We start from the raw sequence: 16928 nt of genomic DNA, 5'->3' as shown, positions 1-16928 counted from the left end.
GCTGTCCTCTTTGATGCTGTGCGCTAGAACGGCACGCGCCGCAGAAGCATGTCGCGGTACATGGCGAAATCGCCAAGCAGGCTGTAAAGCGGGTGCTGAAAGGTCGCAGGACGATTTTTTTCGAAAAAGAAATGCCCGATCCAGGCAAAGCTGTAACCGGCCAGCGGCAACGCCAATAGCATCAACCAGGCGCCTTTGCTGATCGTGATGGCGAGAATCAAAATCACCAGCGTGGTGCCGATGAAGTGCAGTCGTCGGCAAGTACTGTCACTGTGCTCACTGAGGTAATAAGGGTAGAACTCAGCGAAGCTGTTGAAACGTTTGATGTTTTCCACGACTGCGATCTCTGTGGTGTTGGCTCTGGCTGCAAGTTGTTCTGCGGGTACCTTATTTGAGTCTAGAGTCATCATTGGCATCAGCCAGTGACAATGGGCGCCACTTTAGTATCCTTCGCAAATTCTCCGCGATATGCGGCTCACCCTTGCAAGTAACCGCCATGAGTGAACGAACGACTTCTTCGAGTTGGGCGATGGGAATTGTCAAAGCACTGGAGATGGACGGCCTGGATTGCCGGGTTCTGTTCAAGCAACTGGGGCTCGACTTCGCGGCGCTGAATGATCCGGATGCGCGCTTCCCGCAAGATTCCATGACACGGCTGTGGCAGCGTGCGGTAGAGCTGTCCGGCAACCCCGCGATCGGCCTGAACATGGGCAAAGTGGCGCGTCCGGCGTCGTTTCACGTGGCTGGCTATGCGTTGATGTCCAGTCAGACACTGGCTGAAGGTTTTCAACGTCTGGTGCGTTATCAGCGCATCATTGCCGAAAGCGCCGACCTGAGTTTCCGCCTGCTCGACGAAGGCTACGGACTGATTCTGACGGTGCATGGCGATCATTTGCCACCAACCCGGCAAAGCGCCGAGGCGTCACTGGCCTGCGCGCTGGCGCTGTGTGGCTGGTTGACCGGGCGGACCCTGCAGCCGCGCAAGGTTCTGCTGCAAGGCGACCAACCCGTCAACCTCGAACCGTATAATCAAACTTTCCACGCCCCCATGGTCTTCAACGCGCCGTATGACGCGCTGATTTTCGAGCGCGCCGACATGGAAGCGCCGCTGCCCACGGCAAACGAGGCCATGGCGCTGCTGCATGATCGATTTGCCGGTGAGTACCTGGCGCGCTTTTCCGAGAGTCGCGTGACGCACAAGGCGCGGCAGGTGTTATGCCGCCTGTTGCCTCAGGGCGAACCCAAGCGCGATACGGTGGCCCAGACGCTGCACCTGTCGCAACGGACGTTGCAGCGGCGTTTGCAGGAGGAGGGTACGAGTTTTCAGACGTTGCTGGATGACACCCGGCGCGAACTGGCCGAGCAGTATCTGGCGCAACCGAGGATGACTCTGCTGGAAATTGCCTACTTGCTGGGGTTCGCCGACCCGAGCAATTTCTTCCGCGCCTTCCGCCGCTGGTTCGACGCCACGCCCGGCGAATACCGGACGCGACTGGCGCAGATGGAGAAACCGGTCAGTGACGCCAAAACGCGGGAATACACAGCACAAACACGGTGATGATTTCCAGTCGACCCAACAGCATGCCGAACGAGAGGATCCACTTGGCGGCATCCGGCAAGGTGGCGAAGTTACCAGCGGGGCCGATGACTTCGCCCAGCCCCGGACCTACACCGGAAACGGTACTGGCCGCGCCGGTAAGGGCCGTCATCCAGTCGACACCCAGCAGTGACAGCAACAGCGCGATCACGCAGATGGTGATCGCGAAGAAAAACGAGAAGGTCAGAATCGAGCGCACGATCTCTTCGTCGAGGCGGTGGCCGTTGTACTTCTGCTTGATCACCGCGCGTGGGTGAATCAGCTGGTTAAGGTTGGCCTTGAGCAGGATGTAGGCAACCTGGAAGCGGAAAATCTTGATCCCGCCGGACGTCGACCCCGAGCAGCCGCCAATGAAGCCCAGATAAAAGAACAGCATCAGCGAAAAATTGCCCCACAGGCTGTAGTCCCCGAGCGCAAAACCAGTGGTCGTGACAATCGAGGTGACGTTCAGCGCCACATGGCGCAAAGCGTCCAGCCAATGCAACTGAGTCGTCCACCAATACCAGGTGCTGAGCACCAGCCACGTCAGCAGCAACAGCCCCAGCAAACCCTGCACCTGCTGATCCTTGATCAATGCCCGGCGATTGCCGCGCAAGGTAGCGACGTACAAAGTGAACGGCAGGCTACCGAGGATCATGACGACCACAGCCACCCAGTGCACTGCCGGTTGCGCCCAGTTGGCCAGGGACTTGTCGGAGGTGGAGAAACCGCCGGTGGAAATCGCCGACATCGCGTGGTTGATCGCATCGAACAGGCTCATGCCCGCCCACCAGAACGCCAGGCTGCCGAGAATGGTGATGCCGACGTAGGCCGCCACGATCAATCGCGCCACCATGTGCGAACGGGGCATGACTTTTTCGGAGCGGTCCGACGACTCGGTCTGAAAAAGGCGCATGCCACCAATGCGCAGCAACGGCAAGATCGCAACCGCCATGCCGATGAAGCCGATGCCGCCGATCCAGTGCAGCATCGAACGCCACATCAGGATGCCGGGTGACATCTTGTCCAGATTGTTGAGCACCGTCGAACCCGTGGCGGTAATCCCGGACATGCTTTCAAAGAATGAGTCGGTGTAACTGATGTGCTGCGTCAGCAGAAACGGTAGCGCGGCGAAAATGCATACCACCAGCCAGCTGCTGACGGTCAGCAGGTACATGTCGCGCGGGCGCAGGTGGACGTGCTCGGGACGCCCGGGAATCACCAGTGCCAGGCCGGCGACGAAGGTGATCATGCTCGCCCACAGGAACGAGGGCAGATCGCCGGTGCGCTCGAAAATCACCAGAGTGGCCATGGGCACGACCATGGCGATCGCCAGGGTGATCAGGAAGATGCCGATGATGAAACCAATTGTCCGTAAGGTCGGCAACGCCATGAAGTCCGCTCGGGCTGTGATTGAGGAAGGGCGCCATTCTACCCGTGGGGCGGGGCATGTAAACCGGCATGCTGGCGATGGATACCGCTAGAATAGCCGGACATTTTTTCTGGAGGTGGCCGATGCAGGCTCTCGACGCTTTGCTCAACCGTGTTTCCGTTCCCCGACTGCTCGACCCGCCGCCCACCGCAGCGCAGCGCGAAGTGCTGTTCGGCGCCGCGATGCGTGCGCCGGACCATGGCCATTTGCAGCCGTGGCGCTTCCTGACAGTCGAAGGATCAGCGCGCGAGCAGATGGGCGAGTTGCTGGCTGAAGCCGCGAAGCTGCACGATGGCGATGTGTCCGAGGCCGCAGTGGACAAGGCGCGCAATGGCCCGCTGCGTGCGCCGTTGGTGGTGGTGGTGATCGCTCGCTTGCAGGCTCACGTCAAATACCCCAAGTCCGAGCAGTTGCTGGCGGCGGGCTGTGCAGCGCACGGGATTTTGCTGGCGGCTTACGCGCAAGGGATTGGTGCTGTGTGGCGCACCGGGGAGCTGGCCTATTCGCCGCACGTGGCCAAAGGCCTGGGCCTGGCCGCAGGGGAGGAGGTGATCGGGTTTCTTTATCTGGGCACGCCGCAGAAAGAGCCGCGGGTGGCGGAGAAGGTTGATCTGAGCGAGTTCGTCAGCGCCTGGGTCGCAAAGGCCTGACGACAGCGATCTAATGTAGGAGCGGGCTTGCGGGGTTGACTGATACGACGCCTTCGCGAGCAAGCCCGCTCCCACAGGGATTACGGTTGAACAACAACCCCCGGCACCAACGGTAATTCCAGACTGGCCACAAACCCGCCCTCCGGGTGATTGGCCAGCACCAGACTGCCGCCATGTCGCTCCGCCGCGCGCCGTGCGATTGCCAATCCCAGGCCGTGCCCCGCGGCCGTCTGCCCCGGCGCGCGGTAGAACGGCTCGCCCAATTGACTCAAGTGTTCTGCCTCAACCCCCGGCCCGTGATCGCGAACGCTGATGACAATCCGCTCACCCTGCCGCAGTGCCAGCATCTCGATGGGTAATCCACCGGGCTGATTGAAGCGCTGGGCATTGCGCAGCAGATTGTCCACGGCGCGCTCGATCATGGTCGGCCAGCCCTTGAGGCTCAATTGCGGCTCGGCTTGCAGATGAACGCTTTGCTCGGGCGATCCCAGTTCAGCATCTTTTTGCAACGTACTTAGCAGCGCGTTCAAGTCGACATCCTCGGCACTGGCGTTGTCGGCATCCACCCGTGCCAACACCAGAATCTCGCTGATCAGCGCTTCAAGACGGTCACACTCACGGGTCAGGCGCGGCCATAGTTTTTCCCTTTCTTCCGGATTGGCGCGCTCCGCCAGCGCCAAGGCGATGCGCAATCGGGCGAGGGGCGAACGCAATTCGTGAGATACATCACGCAACAGCTGTCGCTGGCTGCCGATCAGGCTTTGCAGGCGAGCGCCCATGCGGTTGAAATCGTTGGCCAGTACGCCAAATTCATCGCGCCGGTTGGCCAGTTTCACCAGGCTATTCTGCTGATAAGTGGTCTGCCCCAGATCATGCACGGCACCGCGCAGGCGACTCAGCGGCCGGGTGATCGACAAGGTGACGAATAGACTGAACAAGGTCAGCACCACCAGCGCAATCCCCAGGGCACTCAGGGGCCAGAGCAGACTTTCGCGGTGCCACGAATCCAGTTCCGGATGCGGGATGCGGTAGATCAGCAGGTAGGTGTCGCCGGTTTTTGCGCTGGTGTATTCGTCCGTCAAACGCCGCCACGGCAGGCGGCGATCATCGTTGTTCTGGCGGGCTTCAAAGGCGGCGGCGCGACGTGGAAAAGTGCCGCGCACCACCGGGTCACCGCTTTCGTTGAGCACCTGAACGTCAATGTGGTACTGACGTTTGCGCTGTTTGAGAATGTCCTGCGCCGCCTCTTCACCCTGAGCTTCGAAAGTTTGCGTCCACTGTTCGGCCAGCGTGTTGAGCCCCGGATGGCGGCTGAGAATCCACGCATCCTGGTTGAGCATGTGCCCCAACAGAATGGAAAGACCCGCTACCAGGGCAATGGCCAACCAGAAGCTGGCCAGAATTCGCCAGAACAATGAGCGCACAGAAAATCCTCAAACAAATGTCGGTCAATGTGGGAGCGAGCCTGCTCGCGATAGCGGTGTGCCAGTCAACATTGCGTGATCTGATACACCGCTATCGCGAGCAGGCTCGCTCCCACATGGAACCGCATGGAAACAGGCCCGACGGGGTCAGCCGTCGGACCTGGGTCAGCGCATTATTGCGCTTTTTGCGGTTGTTGCGCTTTCCAGGCTTTGAACTCTGCCCATTCGGCGCGACGTTCAGCTTTCTTCTTCTGCATGTCATCGAATTGCTTCTGTTGATCCGGTTTCAGCAGGGCGCGTACGTCAGATTCAGCTTTTTTGCGGTTGGCAGCCATTTCGTCTTTCATGGCTTTCTGGTCGGCTGGCGACAGCTTCTCCAGGTATTTGTCGACCACTTGCTTACGGTCGTGCATTTGCTCGCCCATGATCTTGCGAATCTGCTCGCGCTGTTCGCGGCTCAGGTCCAGTTGGCTGTACGGGCCCTTGCCGTGCATGCCGTGCATCTGACCACCGTGACGCGGGCCGTCCATCGGGCCGCCACCTTCAGGCATGGCCATGGCAACGGTTGGCAGAGCGGCAGCGAACATCAGAGCGATAAGAGTCTTGCGCATGGTGTATCTCCTTGTCTCGTTTCCGGTACGTTCCGGATGAGTTCAGATTACGCAGATCAAGGTCAGCGGCGGTCAGGGAAGCGTAAAGCTTCGGTAAAGAGGATTTTGTACCCGCCTGACAACCCGACAGTCACCCAGGCCCCTGTAGCAGCTGTCGAGCCTGCGAGGCTGCGTCCGGCGGCGCAGCTGTCGCAAAACCTGAAAACGCGGTGTAACTGAAAAAATCACATCGAGGACTGACGACGGCTATGCCGCCGGACGCAGGCTCGGCAGCTGTTACAAAGTTGCGGTGCTTTTACAGGCTGTAGTAATAACCGCGGCTGCGCAGCGCCACGATGCGGGGGCGGCCGTCGGGGTGCGGGCCGATTTTTTTGCGCAGGTTGCTGACGTGCATGTCCAGGCTGCGGTCATACAGGGTCAGCTTGCGGCCGAGGGCGATTTGAGCCAGTTCCTGCTTGTCCAGTGGCTCGCCGGGTTGTTTGAGCAGGGCTTCGAGCAGGCGACTTTCGGAGACAGTGAGGGTGAATTCCTGATCATCGATGCTGACCACCCCGCGCATCGGGCTGAAACACAGGTCGCCCAGTTCGAGCTGGCTGGACACGGCCGCCGGATGGCTACGGCGCAGCACCGCGCGCAAGCGGGCGGTCAGTTCCCGTGGGTCACAGGGTTTGGCCAGGTAATCATCGGCGCCCAGCTCCAGGCCGAGGATACGGTCCAGCGGTTCGCCGCGAGCCGAGAGCATCAGCACCGGCAAGTCCGGGTGATCGCTGCGCAATTGCTTGAGCAATTCCAGGCCACTGCCGTCCGGCAGCATCACGTCCAGCACCACTGCTGCCGGCGACGTTTCGGCCAGCGCACGACGGGCACTCTGGCCGTCGTGACAGGCACGCACCTGAAAGCCTTCCTGGCTCAGCCAGCTGACCAGCAGCTCACACAGCTCCTGATCATCATCAATTAATAACAGCTCGCTCATGACTCACTCAATTTAGCCATTGTCGACGTTTTCTATACGCACCGCTGGCGAAGATACCGCAGAGCAGAGCCAATAGCGCTACTCCTGCGCCGACCACGAACCATTGCTGTTGATCCGTCAGAAAGCGCCGCAACGGGCTGCCTGACTCGTTTTCCTTGAGCTGCTGCTTCAGGCGCTGATTGTCCTGACGCAACCGGCTCAGTTGCACGCTTTCACGTTCGGCATGGGTGCTTTGCAGTTGCTTGCTCAGTTCTTCCCTTTGCTGCTCGCTCACTTTCAAGCGCTGCTGCAATTCGGCGATCTGACTACCAGCGCTCAACGACAGCGGAGTCGCCTGACTGCCCTCGGCAGATTCTTCCCCGTGGGCGGGTGCCCCGATCGCTAACGTCACCAACATCAGATACAACGGACCTTTGCGCATAGGAGCTCCTGATTCCAATTATTATTGGGCAGGCTATCGGCAGGTAAACGGGAATAATGAGCGATTGATAGCGCGATGAACCGGGAAGGTTCATCGCGACACATGAGACTAGGGCAGGACTTGCTTGAACGGCTTGACCGACACATTGGCGTAGACGCCGGCCGCGATGTACGGATCGGCGTCGGCCCAGGCCTGTGCGGCGCTCAGGGAATCGAATTCGGCAACGATCAGGCTGCCGGTGAAACCCGCAGCGCCGGGATCATTGCTGTCCACCGCCGGGTGCGGGCCGGCCAGTACGATGCGGCCTTCGCCTTTGAGCACTTGCAGGCGCTCAAGGTGGGCAGGCCGTGCGGCCAGGCGGGCTTCCAGGGAATTGGCGACGTCTGTGGCAATGATTGCGTAAAGCATGTCAGTCCTCGGTTTTGGGCGTTGTGGTATCAGCGTCGTGCATATGACGGGACAGGTAGATGCCCTGTGCGATCAGGAACAGCAACGTCAGGCCCAGGCTGCCGAAGACTTTGAAGTCGACCCAGTATTCCTGGAACGTGAACGCGACGAACAGGTTGGCGGCACCGCAAAACAGGAAAAACGCGATCCAGGCAATGTTCAGGCGGGTCCAGACCGGGTCTGGCAACGTCAGCGCATGGCCCATGATGCGTTTGATCAGCAACTGTTCACCGATGAAGTGACTGCCAAGGAATGCCAGGGCAAACAGCCAGTTGACCACCGGCGCTTTCCATTTCAGGAAAGTCTCGCTGTGGAACGCCAGGGTCAGGCTGCCGAAGACCAGACAGGCAATCAGCGTCAGCCATTGGCTCTTTTCCAGCTTGCGCTGCTTGAAGTAGAGCGCGCCGTAGACGACCAGGGAACTGATGATCAGCATCGCCGTGGCGCTGTAAATTCCGCCGACAGTCACCTGATGGCCGGCAATGTCGACAACCCGTGGGTCAATTTTGAAAACGATGAAAAAAAGCAGGAGCGGGATGAAATCGATGAATTGTTTCACAGTGGCAGCCAGAAGCAGGATGTGGCGGCATAATAACAAACATATGGGCGCGCGATAGCGCCAGCTGATTTGAGGTTACACATCCCTGTGAATGTTGATTTGCACTGCCACAGCACAGCCTCCGATGGCGCCCTCGCGCCTGCGGTCCTGGTTGCGCGAGCGTTCGAGAAAGGCGTGCGAGTCCTTGCCTTGACCGATCACGACACCCTCGAAGGCCTCGAAGAGGCGCGTAGCGCAGCGACGGCGCTGGGGATGCAACTGGTCAACGGTGTCGAATTGTCCTGCACGTGGGGCGGTGCGACCATTCATGTACTGGGTTACGGTTTCGATGTGACGGCGCCGTCGCTGGTCGAGGCCATTGCCCGACTGCACGATGGCCGCTGGCTGCGGTCCGAGGAAATAAGCCGCAAACTGGCGTTGAAAGGCATGCCCGGTGCGCTCGAAGGCGCTCGGGCGATCCAGCAGGAACTCGGCGACAGTGGCAACGCGCCGGCCCGTCCGCATTTCGCCGACTGGATGGTCCGTGAAGGTTTCGTCAAGGATCGCGCCGAAGCGTTTCGCAAATGGCTGGGGGCCGGCAAGCTGGGCGACGTCAAGCAACACTGGCCGACCCTTGAAGAAACCGTCGAAACCCTGCGTGCGGCGAACGCCTGGGTCAGCCTGGCGCATCCCTGGCATTACGATTTCACGCGCAGTAAACGCCGGCGCCTGATTGCCGACTATATTCAAGCAGGGGGCCACGCCATCGAAGTGGTCAACGGTCATCAGCCCGCCGAACAAGTGGGCAGCCTGGCCATTCTCGCCCGTGAGTTCGGTCTGCTGGTCAGCGCCGGCAGTGATTTTCATGGCCCTGGAGGCTGGTCCGAGATCGGTGAATATCGCCCGCTCCCGGAGGACCTGCCGCCGCTGTGGTGTCGGTTCAAACATGACCCAATTATTGCCGCCGTCTGAACAGGTAGAGAACGTGAGTCAATTTTTCCAGATTCATCCGGAAAACCCGCAAGCGCGCCTGATCAAACAGGCTGTTGAAATCATCCGCAGCGGCGGGGTGGTGATTTATCCCACTGACTCGTCCTACGCTATTGGTTGCCAGATCGGCGACAAGAATGCCGTGGAACGCGTGCGCCGCTTGCGTCAACTGGATGACAAGCACAACTTCGCACTGATCTGCAGCGACCTGTCGCAACTGGGCATCTTTGCCAAGATCGACACTGGCACCTTTCGCATTCTCAAGGCGCACCTGCCTGGGCCTTACACTTTCATTCTCAACGCCACCCGCGAAGTGCCAAGACTGTTGCTGCATCCGAAAAAACGCACCATCGGCCTGCGCGTGCCGAGCCATCCGATTGCTCTGGCGCTGCTTGCAGAGCTGGGCGAACCGTTGATGAGCGTGACGCTGATCATGCCTGGCGACACGGATCCGCTGACCGACCCCTACGAAATGCGGCAATTGCTCGAGCATCAGGTTGACCTGATCATCGACGGCGGCTACGGCGGGATCAAGGCGTCGACGGTGATCAGCCTCGCCGACGGTGAACCGGAAGTGATCCGCGTCGGTTGCGGCGACCCTGCGCCGTTCATGGCCGAGGCCTAGATGTCTGCAGTGGAACCCGTCGACAGCCAGGCCGGCGCCCAGCAGGAACTGCCGTTCGCCATGGTTTATGGCCAGGCCGTCCTGGAAATGCCGCTGGACCTGTACATTCCGCCCGACGCGCTCGAAGTGTTTCTCGAAGCCTTCGAAGGCCCGCTCGATCTGCTGCTGTACCTGATCCGCAAACAGAACATCAACATCCTCGACATCCCGGTGGCGGAAATCACCCGCCAATACATGGGTTACGTCGAGTTGATGCAGTCGGTGCGCCTGGAGCTGGCGGCCGAATATCTGGTGATGGCGGCGATGCTGGCCGAGATCAAATCGCGGATGCTGCTGCCGCGCGCCGAAACCATCGAAGATGAAGAAGACGATCCGCGTGCCGAGCTGATCCGGCGTCTGCAGGAGTACGAACGCTTCAAGGCCGCCGCCGAGGGCATTGATGGCCTCAGCCGGGTCGGCCGCGATGTCGTGGTGCCCAAGCTCGACGCCCCGGAAGCGCGGGCGCGCAAGCTTTTGCCGGACGTCAGCCTGGAAGAGCTGCTGATGTCCATGGCCGAAGTCCTGCGCCGCGGTGATATGTTCGAAAGCCACCAGGTCAGCCGCGAGGCGCTGTCCACGCGCGAACGCATGAGCGATGTGCTGGAGAGGCTCAAGGGCGGCGGATTTGTGCCGTTCGTCGAGCTGTTTACCGCGCAAGAAGGGCGCTTGGGCGTTGTCGTGACCTTTATGGCAGTCCTCGAACTGGTCAAGGAATCCTTGGTCGAGCTGGTGCAGAATGAGCCCTTCGCGGCGATCCATGTCCGAGCCCGAGCCGAATAACGAGTCGAATCATGAACCTGACTGAACCCCGCGAGCTGGCGCCACTGCTTGAAGCTTTTCTGTTGGCCTCGGGAAAACCGCAATCGCTTGAGCGCCTGTTCGAACTGTTCGAGGAGGGTGAGCGCCCGGAGCCGCCGGTTTTCAAAAAAGCGCTGACGCTGTTGGCCAAATCCTGCGACGGTCGCGCCTTTGAGCTGAAGGAAGTCGCCTCGGGGTATCGCCTGCAGATCCGCGAAAAATTTTCACCCTGGGTCGGCCGTCTGTGGGAAGAACGCCCGCAGCGCTATTCCCGCGCCATGCTCGAAACCATGGCGTTGATCGCCTATCGCCAGCCGATCACCCGGGGCGAAATCGAAGACGTGCGTGGTGTGGCGGTCAACAGCCACATCGTCAAAACGCTCATGGAGCGCGAGTGGATTCGCATCGTCGGTTACCGCGATGTGCCCGGCAAACCGGCGATGTTCGCGACGACCAAGGTGTTTCTCGATCACTTCAACCTGAAAAATCTCGACGACCTGCCGCCACTGGCCGACCTGCGCGAGCTGGAACCCGATCCGGTACTGGACTTCGACGATGCGCCGGTGCCGGCAAGCCTGCAGGAGTTGGCCGACGCCAGTGCCGAGCCGGAAGAGCCGAAGGAAGAAACCAGTTTCCACACGTTGTTGCTTGAGCTGGACACGATGGAGGAGGGGATCAAGACGGACTTTGATGATTTGTTGCGTGATGGCGTGGAAACTTCAACCGAAGCGATCGTGGATCAGCCTGAGACCGAGCCAGCCCCGGAGCCTGAAATTGAAGTTGAACTTCAGCTCAAGCCAGACGCCCCAGTCGAAGCAGCGCTTGAAGATGACGTGCTGGGTGTTGTCGAAGCCCGCGAGAAACTTCTGGCCGCCATTGCCGCGCTTCAACCGTCTGCACCCGAGCCGGAGTTGACCGACGAGGAAGCCGAGGCCCGGGCTCTAGCTGAAGCCATCGAAGCCGAACGCCGCGAATTCGACGACTGAACCGGTTATCGAGAACGACAGATATCCCTGTGGGAGCGGGCTTGCTCGCGAAAGCGGTGGGTCAGGTTACGCAGATGTCGACAGACCCCCCGCATTTGCGAGCAAGCCCGCTCCCACATGTTTTTTGCGCATACGGAGAATTGGATGAGCTCAACCAAAGACCCCTGCATCAGCGTCTGCAAATTCACCGAGGAGCAAATCTGCATCGGGTGCGGACGCAGCAAGCGCGAGATCAAGGCCTGGAAGAAGCTCGACAAGTCCGACAAACGCACTGTGCTCGCAGAGGCGGCCATGCGCTTGATCAAACTCGGCGCCACCGGTCGGCGGAAAAAATAACCTGGCGCCCATCAGCTAGTCTCTGATGCGCAAACGCGTGCATGAGCGTATGATTCGCGACCCTTCGGCGATCGCTTCGCCCAGGTTCTGCAAAAAGTACCCAGATTTACATCGCTTCAGGACGCTCAATTCAGCGCCGCCTGAACAGACCACACCGGGAGGTGCCCAGATGAGTATCAAAGACCAGAAAGACGGCTCTAAAGACGATCAGGAAATCGGCCCAGCAGGCGAAAAACTGCAGAAAGTCCTCGCCCGCATCGGCGTCGGCTCCCGCCGTGACGTAGAAGCCTGGATCAGCCACGGCCGCATCAAGGTCAATGGCAAAGACGCCACCCTCGGTCTGCGCGTCGACCTGCATGACGCCATCACCATTGATGGCAAGGTGATCAAGCGCGAAGAAGCCGCCGAGTCGGTTCGCCGCGTGATCATGTACAACAAACCTGACGGTGAAATCTGCACCCGTGACGACCCTGAAGGGCGTCCGACCGTGTTTGACAAGATGCCCAAGCCGAAAGAAGGCCGCTGGATCAACATCGGTCGTCTGGATATCAACACCACCGGTCTGCTGATGTTCACCACTGATGGTGAGCTGGCCAACCGTCTGATGCACCCTTCCTACGAGATGGACCGTGAATACGCGGTACGTGTGCGCGGCGAAGTCGATGACGAAATGATCGAGCGTCTGAAGGCAGGCGTTGTCCTTGAAGACGGCCCGGCCAAATTCACCGACATCAAGCAGGCGCCGGGCGGCGAAGGCTTCAACCACTGGTACCACTGCGTGGTGATGGAAGGTCGCAACCGCGAAGTCCGTCGTCTGTGGGAATCCCAGGGCCTGGTGGTCAGCCGTCTGAAGCGTGTGCGTTTCGGTCCGGTGTTCCTGAACTCCGATCTGCCGATGGGTCGCTGGCGCGAAATGAGCCAGTACGAAGTCGACATTCTGAGCGCTGAAGTCGGCCTCACGCCTGTGGCCATGCCGCAGATGAACGCCAAGAGCAAAGACAAGCTCGACCGTATGCAGCGCAAGTCGTCGCGGCCAATGGGCAAGACCGAACGCGTTCGCACATTGCGGCCAGCTGCGGGTACTCCGGCTGCCGGCCGTGAGTCCCGCGAGCCGCAGATCGAAGGCGAGCGTCCATCGCGCAAGCCAGTCGCGCCTCGTGCTGACGGTGAGCGTGGCCCACGTACTCCGCGGCCGGCCAACGGTCGCGGTGCACCAAGTGGTGGTCGCAGTGATCGCGGCGCGCCAGCAGGCCGTGGTGATTCCGCTCGTGGTACGCCGGTGGCTGACCGTCCTGCCGACACCAAGCGCCCGGCCAAGCCAGCGCCGAAACGTCCGGGGATCAAACTGGTCGACGACAAGCCATCGGGCAAACGCCGCGGTGCACCCGCCGGTTCGGGTCAGCGCCCGGGCTTTGGTCGTCGCAAGCCTGAGTGATCGGGTGAGCGATAAATGAAAAACGCCAGCCTTCGGGCTGGCGTTTTTGTTTGCGTATGCGTTTGGTTGGCGGATGAATCCAAGGGCCTCATCGCGGGCAAGCCCGGCTCCCACAGGTTTCGCATAAGCACACATCTCCCGCGCATCCCAGAAATCCTGTGGGAGCGTGCGGTGCGGCGATCCGACTTGTCCGCGAAAGGCGTCGCCGCGGATCTTGTGGGAGCGTGGCTTGCCCGCGAAGGCGTAATTAGCACCACCGCAGATCACCTCGACACCCTATCTCACCTGGCAAATATTCTTTACGCAATGTCAGAAAATCCTGACGGGATTTCCCCTTAGATACTCGACATTCACGCTTAAGCGAGAGATGTAAGGAAATCCTGCCGGGAACCCGCCGATTAGCATCCAAGTAACGCTCTGGCGCGCTTGTTTCACAGACGCTGTGAGGGTGAGATGCGCTCCATACCTGCCGTGCAGGTGCATAACAACAAGGAGGCGCAATGAACGCCGTATTCCCTATCCATTTCCTCCCGTGGGACCGTTTTTTCAGCGTCCCCGCCCACGACCCGCAAAGGTCTGACTCAGTATTTGCAGCCGCCCGAGACCCTCAGGGCGGACACAGGCAATCCCGGCATCCGACCCACTGATCCAGCGGTGTCTGGCAGCAGGGGGTTAGCGGTGTACAATGCGCCGCGTTTTACCTGTGACCTCCTGCGCAAATGCGCAACTTTCGAGGCTATCCGCCTTGTTCACTCCGCCACGCCACAAGCGTTTCGGGTTCGATTTCGTCACAGATAAAAACAAACAGGTGGCGCATGACCGTTGTAAATACGCTGAACTCCTGGTGCCTGCGCTGGGGTTTGATCGGCGCTGCTTGAAATCGCAACCGAGCAGCAACGTCTAGTGAACATCATCAAACCTTGCGTGAGACCCTTTTCATGAGTGGACAAAACTCGCATTCAGGCGAGCTGAAACGCGGCCTGAAGAATCGTCATATTCAACTGATCGCCCTCGGTGGCGCGATCGGTACCGGCCTGTTTCTCGGCTCGGCCGGCGTGCTGAAATCCGCCGGCCCGTCGATGATCCTCGGCTACGCCATCTGCGGCTTCATCGCGTTCATGATTATGCGCCAGCTTGGCGAAATGATCGTTGAAGAGCCAGTCGCCGGTTCCTTCAGCCACTTTGCGCACAAGTACTGGGGCGGATTCGCCGGGTTCCTGTCGGGCTGGAACTGCTGGATTCTGTACATTCTGGTAGGCATGTCAGAGCTGACCGCGGTCGGCAAATACATTCACTACTGGGCGCCGGACATCCCGACCTGGGTGTCGGCCGCCGGGTTCTTCGTGCTGATCAACCTGATCAATCTGGCCAACGTCAAAGTCTTCGGTGAGGCCGAGTTCTGGTTCGCGATCATCAAGGTGGTGGCGATCGTTGGCATGATTGCCCTCGGCAGCTATTTGCTGGTCAGCGGCAACGGCGGCCCGCAAGCCTCGGTGAGCAACCTGTGGTCGCACGGCGGTTTCTTCCCGAACGGGGTCAGCGGACTGGTGATGGCCATGGCGATCATCATGTTCTCCTTCGGCGGTCTGGAAATGCTCGGTTTCACTGCAGCGGAAGCGGACAAACCGAGGACCGTGATCCCGAAAGCCATCAACCAGGTGATCTACCGGATCCTGATTTTCTACATCGGCGCGCTGGTCATCTTGCTGTCACTGACGCCTTGGGACAGCCTGCTCGCGACCTTGAATGCCTCTGGTGATTCCTACAGCGGCAGCCCGTTCGTGCAGGTGTTCTCGATGCTCGGCAGCAACACCGCTGCGCACATCCTCAACTTCGTGGTGCTTACCGCGGCATTGTCGGTGTACAACAGCGGCACTTACTGCAACAGCCGCATGCTGTTGGGCATGGCCGAGCAAGGCGATGCGCCGAAAGCACTGGCAAAAATCGACAAGCGCGGTGTACCGGTTCGTTCACTGCTGGTTTCGGCGGCGGTAACGCTTATCGCGGTATTGCTGAACTACTTGATCCCGCAAAGCGCGCTTGAGTTACTGATGTCGCTGGTAGTCGCCACCTTGGTGATCAACTGGGCGATGATCAGCTACTCGCATTTCAAGTTCCGTCAGCACATGAACAAGACCAATCAGACGCCGTTGTTCAAAGCGTTTTGGTATCCGTATGGTAACTACGTCTGCCTGGCGTTTGTGGTGTTCATTCTTGGTGTAATGTTGCTGATTCCAGGGATCCAGATCTCGGTGTACGCGATCCCGGTGTGGGTTGCATTCATATGGGTGTGCTACGGCATCAAGAACAAGCGCAGTGCGCAGCATGCGTTGCAGCCTGCGGTGAAATAACGCTGCGCTCAGGAACAAAAAACCCGGCCACGTGCCGGGTTTTTTTTTGGAATTATTTATATAGGGTTTGCACGTCTGTCTCTGCATCTTTGACGACGTTTCCTACAGCGATTTCGGAAACTTCGGTGAAAAAGTTAAAGGGTTCAAGTTTGGGAAGTTGCCTACAACTCGCGCCATTAGTTTTATTTTAGGCTTACGCTCCATAACACAGGGAGTGGAAATTATGGCAAGCCATAGCTATATGACGATTACCGGTAAGCATCAAGGGTTGATTTCTGCAGGCTGCTCGGGATTTGACTCTATAGGGAACAAGTGCCAGTCCACGCACACGGACGAGATCATGGTGCTGGCTTACTCGCACGATATGGTTGCCGGGCAGGAGGGTGGCCACCAGGCTGGTCGGGGCAAACACATGCCAATCATGATTACAAAAGCCATTGATAAGTCATCTCCGTTGTTAGCGAGTGCGCTGCATGCGGGTGAAGAGGTGGAGTGCGTCATCAATCTTTTCCGGACGGCCTCTGCAGGAGGGCAGGAGCGATACTTCTCAATTCATCTGGCAGGAGCGCGTATAGCGCATATCAGTCAGCAAGTTCCTCACGCTATTCGCATGAACGATGCGGAGCCGCAAGAGCATGTCTCGATCCGATATCGCGAAATCGCCTGGGCGCACGTGCCTGGCGCGACAAGTGCTCATTGCACGTGGGGTAATGAGGATGAATGAGGCGTCATGTGATATTCACGATGTGTCCAAAGCCGCTTCCGATCTGGTGGCCGCTGGGTGCACGATCGGGTTGAGGCATCTGGCAGATGGAACAGCACGGTTGCGATTCAGTGCGCTTGTTTCGGCGTACGCGGATGAGGTTATTCAGGCGGTTGACCAGGGATTCATCAGCGCATGGCAAGGGTTTCAGGAGCTAAGAGCCGAGCATGACGAATTATTGTCAAAGGCTGGCTTTTACCTTCAGAACGGTATTGGTGTTGCGGGTGGTGTGGTGCAGGTCGGGACGGGTGTTTCGATTATTGGCAGCTCGGGAGGGCTCGCTGTCGTTCCTGGAGGGCTGATGATCGGACATGGTGCGAATAATATTTATGAAGGCTTAGGGAATATTTACAATGGTGCGGGTGCACCGGGTGTTGTTGGACCTGTTAGGCAGCTTTACCAAACGGCCCTGAGGGATGAGACGCGCGGTGATGTTGCTTACTACTCTCTGGATTGATTTTAGCAAGCTACGGAATGTTTAGGCAGGTGAAAAAGCCCGATGTATTCGAATTATTTAGGCGTGATCCAGTTAA

Annotated in this window: 19 protein-coding genes; 11 read left to right on the top strand and 8 right to left on the bottom strand. The window is 59.2% G+C overall.

Going from position 1 to position 16928, the window contains the following annotated elements:
• Window positions 1-23: 23 nt before the first annotated feature.
• Window positions 24-335, bottom strand: a complete 312-nt coding sequence (locus ACYZTS_RS25615) for an Mpo1-like protein (protein ID WP_028621798.1) — start codon at window positions 333-335, stop codon at window positions 24-26.
• 161 nt (window positions 336-496) lie between these two features.
• Between ACYZTS_RS25615 and ACYZTS_RS25610 the strand changes: the two genes are divergently transcribed.
• Window positions 497-1558: an AraC family transcriptional regulator gene (locus tag ACYZTS_RS25610; RefSeq protein ID WP_461992977.1), complete on the top strand. Its 1062-nt coding sequence runs from the start codon at window positions 497-499 to the stop codon at window positions 1556-1558.
• Here ACYZTS_RS25610 and ACYZTS_RS25605 read toward each other — a convergent pair.
• The gene (locus ACYZTS_RS25605; RefSeq protein WP_461992975.1) at window positions 1515-2969 is read right to left on the bottom strand and encodes a TrkH family potassium uptake protein; all 1455 of its coding nucleotides are present in this window, start codon (window positions 2967-2969) and stop codon (window positions 1515-1517) included. The genes ACYZTS_RS25610 and ACYZTS_RS25605 overlap by 44 nt on opposite strands.
• A 122-nt stretch (window positions 2970-3091) precedes the next feature.
• Here ACYZTS_RS25605 and ACYZTS_RS25600 point away from each other — a divergent pair, with 122 nt between their 5' ends.
• Window positions 3092-3658, top strand: coding sequence for a nitroreductase family protein (locus ACYZTS_RS25600; protein ID WP_461992973.1), 567 nt, complete (start codon window positions 3092-3094; stop codon window positions 3656-3658).
• Window positions 3659-3738: 80 nt separating this feature from the next.
• Here the strand turns inward: ACYZTS_RS25600 and ACYZTS_RS25595 are convergent, their stop codons facing one another.
• The 6 genes from ACYZTS_RS25595 to ACYZTS_RS25570 all read right to left on the bottom strand — a co-directional run bounded on the left by ACYZTS_RS25595 (window position 3739) and on the right by ACYZTS_RS25570 (window position 8093).
• Window positions 3739-5082, bottom strand: a complete 1344-nt coding sequence (locus ACYZTS_RS25595) for a sensor histidine kinase (RefSeq protein ID WP_461992971.1) — start codon at window positions 5080-5082, stop codon at window positions 3739-3741.
• A 173-nt stretch (window positions 5083-5255) separates the two neighbouring features.
• Entirely contained in the window at window positions 5256-5693 is a 438-nt protein-coding gene (locus ACYZTS_RS25590; protein ID WP_461992969.1) for a Spy/CpxP family protein refolding chaperone, read from the bottom strand.
• 295 nt (window positions 5694-5988) lie between these two features.
• The gene (locus tag ACYZTS_RS25585; RefSeq protein WP_028621804.1) at window positions 5989-6666 is read right to left on the bottom strand and encodes a response regulator transcription factor; all 678 of its coding nucleotides are present in this window, start codon (window positions 6664-6666) and stop codon (window positions 5989-5991) included.
• Window positions 6667-6673: 7 nt separating this feature from the next.
• Window positions 6674-7087, bottom strand: a complete 414-nt coding sequence (locus tag ACYZTS_RS25580; RefSeq protein ID WP_461992967.1) for a translation initiation factor 2 — start codon at window positions 7085-7087, stop codon at window positions 6674-6676.
• A 108-nt stretch (window positions 7088-7195) separates the two neighbouring features.
• Entirely contained in the window at window positions 7196-7495 is a 300-nt protein-coding gene (locus tag ACYZTS_RS25575; protein ID WP_008156126.1) for a YciI family protein, read from the bottom strand.
• A gap of 1 nt (window position 7496) precedes the next feature.
• Entirely contained in the window at window positions 7497-8093 is a 597-nt protein-coding gene (locus ACYZTS_RS25570; RefSeq protein WP_028621806.1) for a septation protein A, read from the bottom strand.
• Between the two features lie 87 nt (window positions 8094-8180).
• Here ACYZTS_RS25570 and ACYZTS_RS25565 point away from each other — a divergent pair, with 87 nt between their 5' ends.
• The 9 genes from ACYZTS_RS25565 (at window position 8181) to ACYZTS_RS25525 (ending at window position 16852) form a co-directional block, all read left to right on the top strand.
• Window positions 8181-9044, top strand: coding sequence for a PHP domain-containing protein (locus ACYZTS_RS25565; protein WP_028621807.1), 864 nt, complete (start codon window positions 8181-8183; stop codon window positions 9042-9044).
• Between the two features lie 13 nt (window positions 9045-9057).
• A complete protein-coding gene (locus tag ACYZTS_RS25560; RefSeq protein ID WP_028621808.1) occupies window positions 9058-9687 on the top strand; it encodes an L-threonylcarbamoyladenylate synthase in 630 nt (209 codons plus the stop codon).
• Between the two features lie 60 nt (window positions 9688-9747).
• A complete protein-coding gene (locus tag ACYZTS_RS25555) occupies window positions 9748-10506 on the top strand; it encodes a segregation and condensation protein A (protein WP_177326953.1) in 759 nt (252 codons plus the stop codon).
• Window positions 10507-10517: 11 nt separating this feature from the next.
• Complete coding sequence (scpB, locus tag ACYZTS_RS25550) at window positions 10518-11510, top strand: SMC-Scp complex subunit ScpB (protein WP_461992963.1); 993 nt, start codon at window positions 10518-10520, stop codon at window positions 11508-11510.
• 144 nt (window positions 11511-11654) lie between these two features.
• On the top strand, window positions 11655-11846 hold the full coding sequence (locus ACYZTS_RS25545) for a DUF1289 domain-containing protein (RefSeq protein ID WP_461992961.1): 192 nt from the start codon (window positions 11655-11657) through the stop codon (window positions 11844-11846).
• Window positions 11847-12015: 169 nt separating this feature from the next.
• Window positions 12016-13281, top strand: a complete 1266-nt coding sequence (rluB, locus tag ACYZTS_RS25540; protein WP_028621812.1) for a 23S rRNA pseudouridine(2605) synthase RluB — start codon at window positions 12016-12018, stop codon at window positions 13279-13281.
• A gap of 938 nt (window positions 13282-14219) precedes the next feature.
• The gene (locus ACYZTS_RS25535) at window positions 14220-15632 is read left to right on the top strand and encodes an amino acid permease (RefSeq protein ID WP_461992959.1); all 1413 of its coding nucleotides are present in this window, start codon (window positions 14220-14222) and stop codon (window positions 15630-15632) included.
• Window positions 15633-15855: 223 nt separating this feature from the next.
• The gene (locus ACYZTS_RS25530) at window positions 15856-16356 is read left to right on the top strand and encodes an Hcp family type VI secretion system effector (protein WP_461992957.1); all 501 of its coding nucleotides are present in this window, start codon (window positions 15856-15858) and stop codon (window positions 16354-16356) included.
• Window positions 16349-16852, top strand: coding sequence for a DUF4225 domain-containing protein (locus tag ACYZTS_RS25525; RefSeq protein WP_461992955.1), 504 nt, complete (start codon window positions 16349-16351; stop codon window positions 16850-16852). Before ACYZTS_RS25530 ends, ACYZTS_RS25525 begins: the two co-directional genes overlap by 8 nt.
• Window positions 16853-16928 lie beyond the last annotated feature (76 nt).

This window comes from Pseudomonas sp. TMB3-21, from assembly GCF_054898145.1.
The sequence above is the reverse complement of the archived record's forward strand: the minus strand, read 5'-3'. Positions and strand labels throughout refer to the sequence as shown.

Excerpts from the sequence above, each read along its gene's own strand:
- ACYZTS_RS25525 (WP_461992955.1), top strand. The coding sequence starts at position 16,349 with ATGAATGAGGCGTCATGTGATATTCACGATGTGTCCAAAGCCGCTTCC.
- rluB (WP_028621812.1), top strand. The coding sequence starts at position 12,016 with ATGAGTATCAAAGACCAGAAAGACGGCTCTAAAGACGATCAGGAAATC.
- ACYZTS_RS25575 (WP_008156126.1), bottom strand. The coding sequence starts at position 7,495 with ATGCTTTACGCAATCATTGCCACAGACGTCGCCAATTCCCTGGAAGCC.
- scpB (WP_461992963.1), top strand. The coding sequence starts at position 10,518 with ATGAACCTGACTGAACCCCGCGAGCTGGCGCCACTGCTTGAAGCTTTT.
- ACYZTS_RS25585 (WP_028621804.1), bottom strand. The coding sequence starts at position 6,666 with ATGAGCGAGCTGTTATTAATTGATGATGATCAGGAGCTGTGTGAGCTG.
- ACYZTS_RS25530 (WP_461992957.1), top strand. The coding sequence starts at position 15,856 with ATGGCAAGCCATAGCTATATGACGATTACCGGTAAGCATCAAGGGTTG.
- ACYZTS_RS25545 (WP_461992961.1), top strand. The coding sequence starts at position 11,655 with ATGAGCTCAACCAAAGACCCCTGCATCAGCGTCTGCAAATTCACCGAG.
- ACYZTS_RS25590 (WP_461992969.1), bottom strand. The coding sequence starts at position 5,693 with ATGCGCAAGACTCTTATCGCTCTGATGTTCGCTGCCGCTCTGCCAACC.
- ACYZTS_RS25610 (WP_461992977.1), top strand. The coding sequence starts at position 497 with ATGAGTGAACGAACGACTTCTTCGAGTTGGGCGATGGGAATTGTCAAA.
- ACYZTS_RS25535 (WP_461992959.1), top strand. The coding sequence starts at position 14,220 with ATGAGTGGACAAAACTCGCATTCAGGCGAGCTGAAACGCGGCCTGAAG.
- ACYZTS_RS25600 (WP_461992973.1), top strand. The coding sequence starts at position 3,092 with ATGCAGGCTCTCGACGCTTTGCTCAACCGTGTTTCCGTTCCCCGACTG.
- ACYZTS_RS25580 (WP_461992967.1), bottom strand. The coding sequence starts at position 7,087 with ATGCGCAAAGGTCCGTTGTATCTGATGTTGGTGACGTTAGCGATCGGG.
- ACYZTS_RS25555 (WP_177326953.1), top strand. The coding sequence starts at position 9,748 with ATGGTTTATGGCCAGGCCGTCCTGGAAATGCCGCTGGACCTGTACATT.
- ACYZTS_RS25605 (WP_461992975.1), bottom strand. The coding sequence starts at position 2,969 with ATGGCGTTGCCGACCTTACGGACAATTGGTTTCATCATCGGCATCTTC.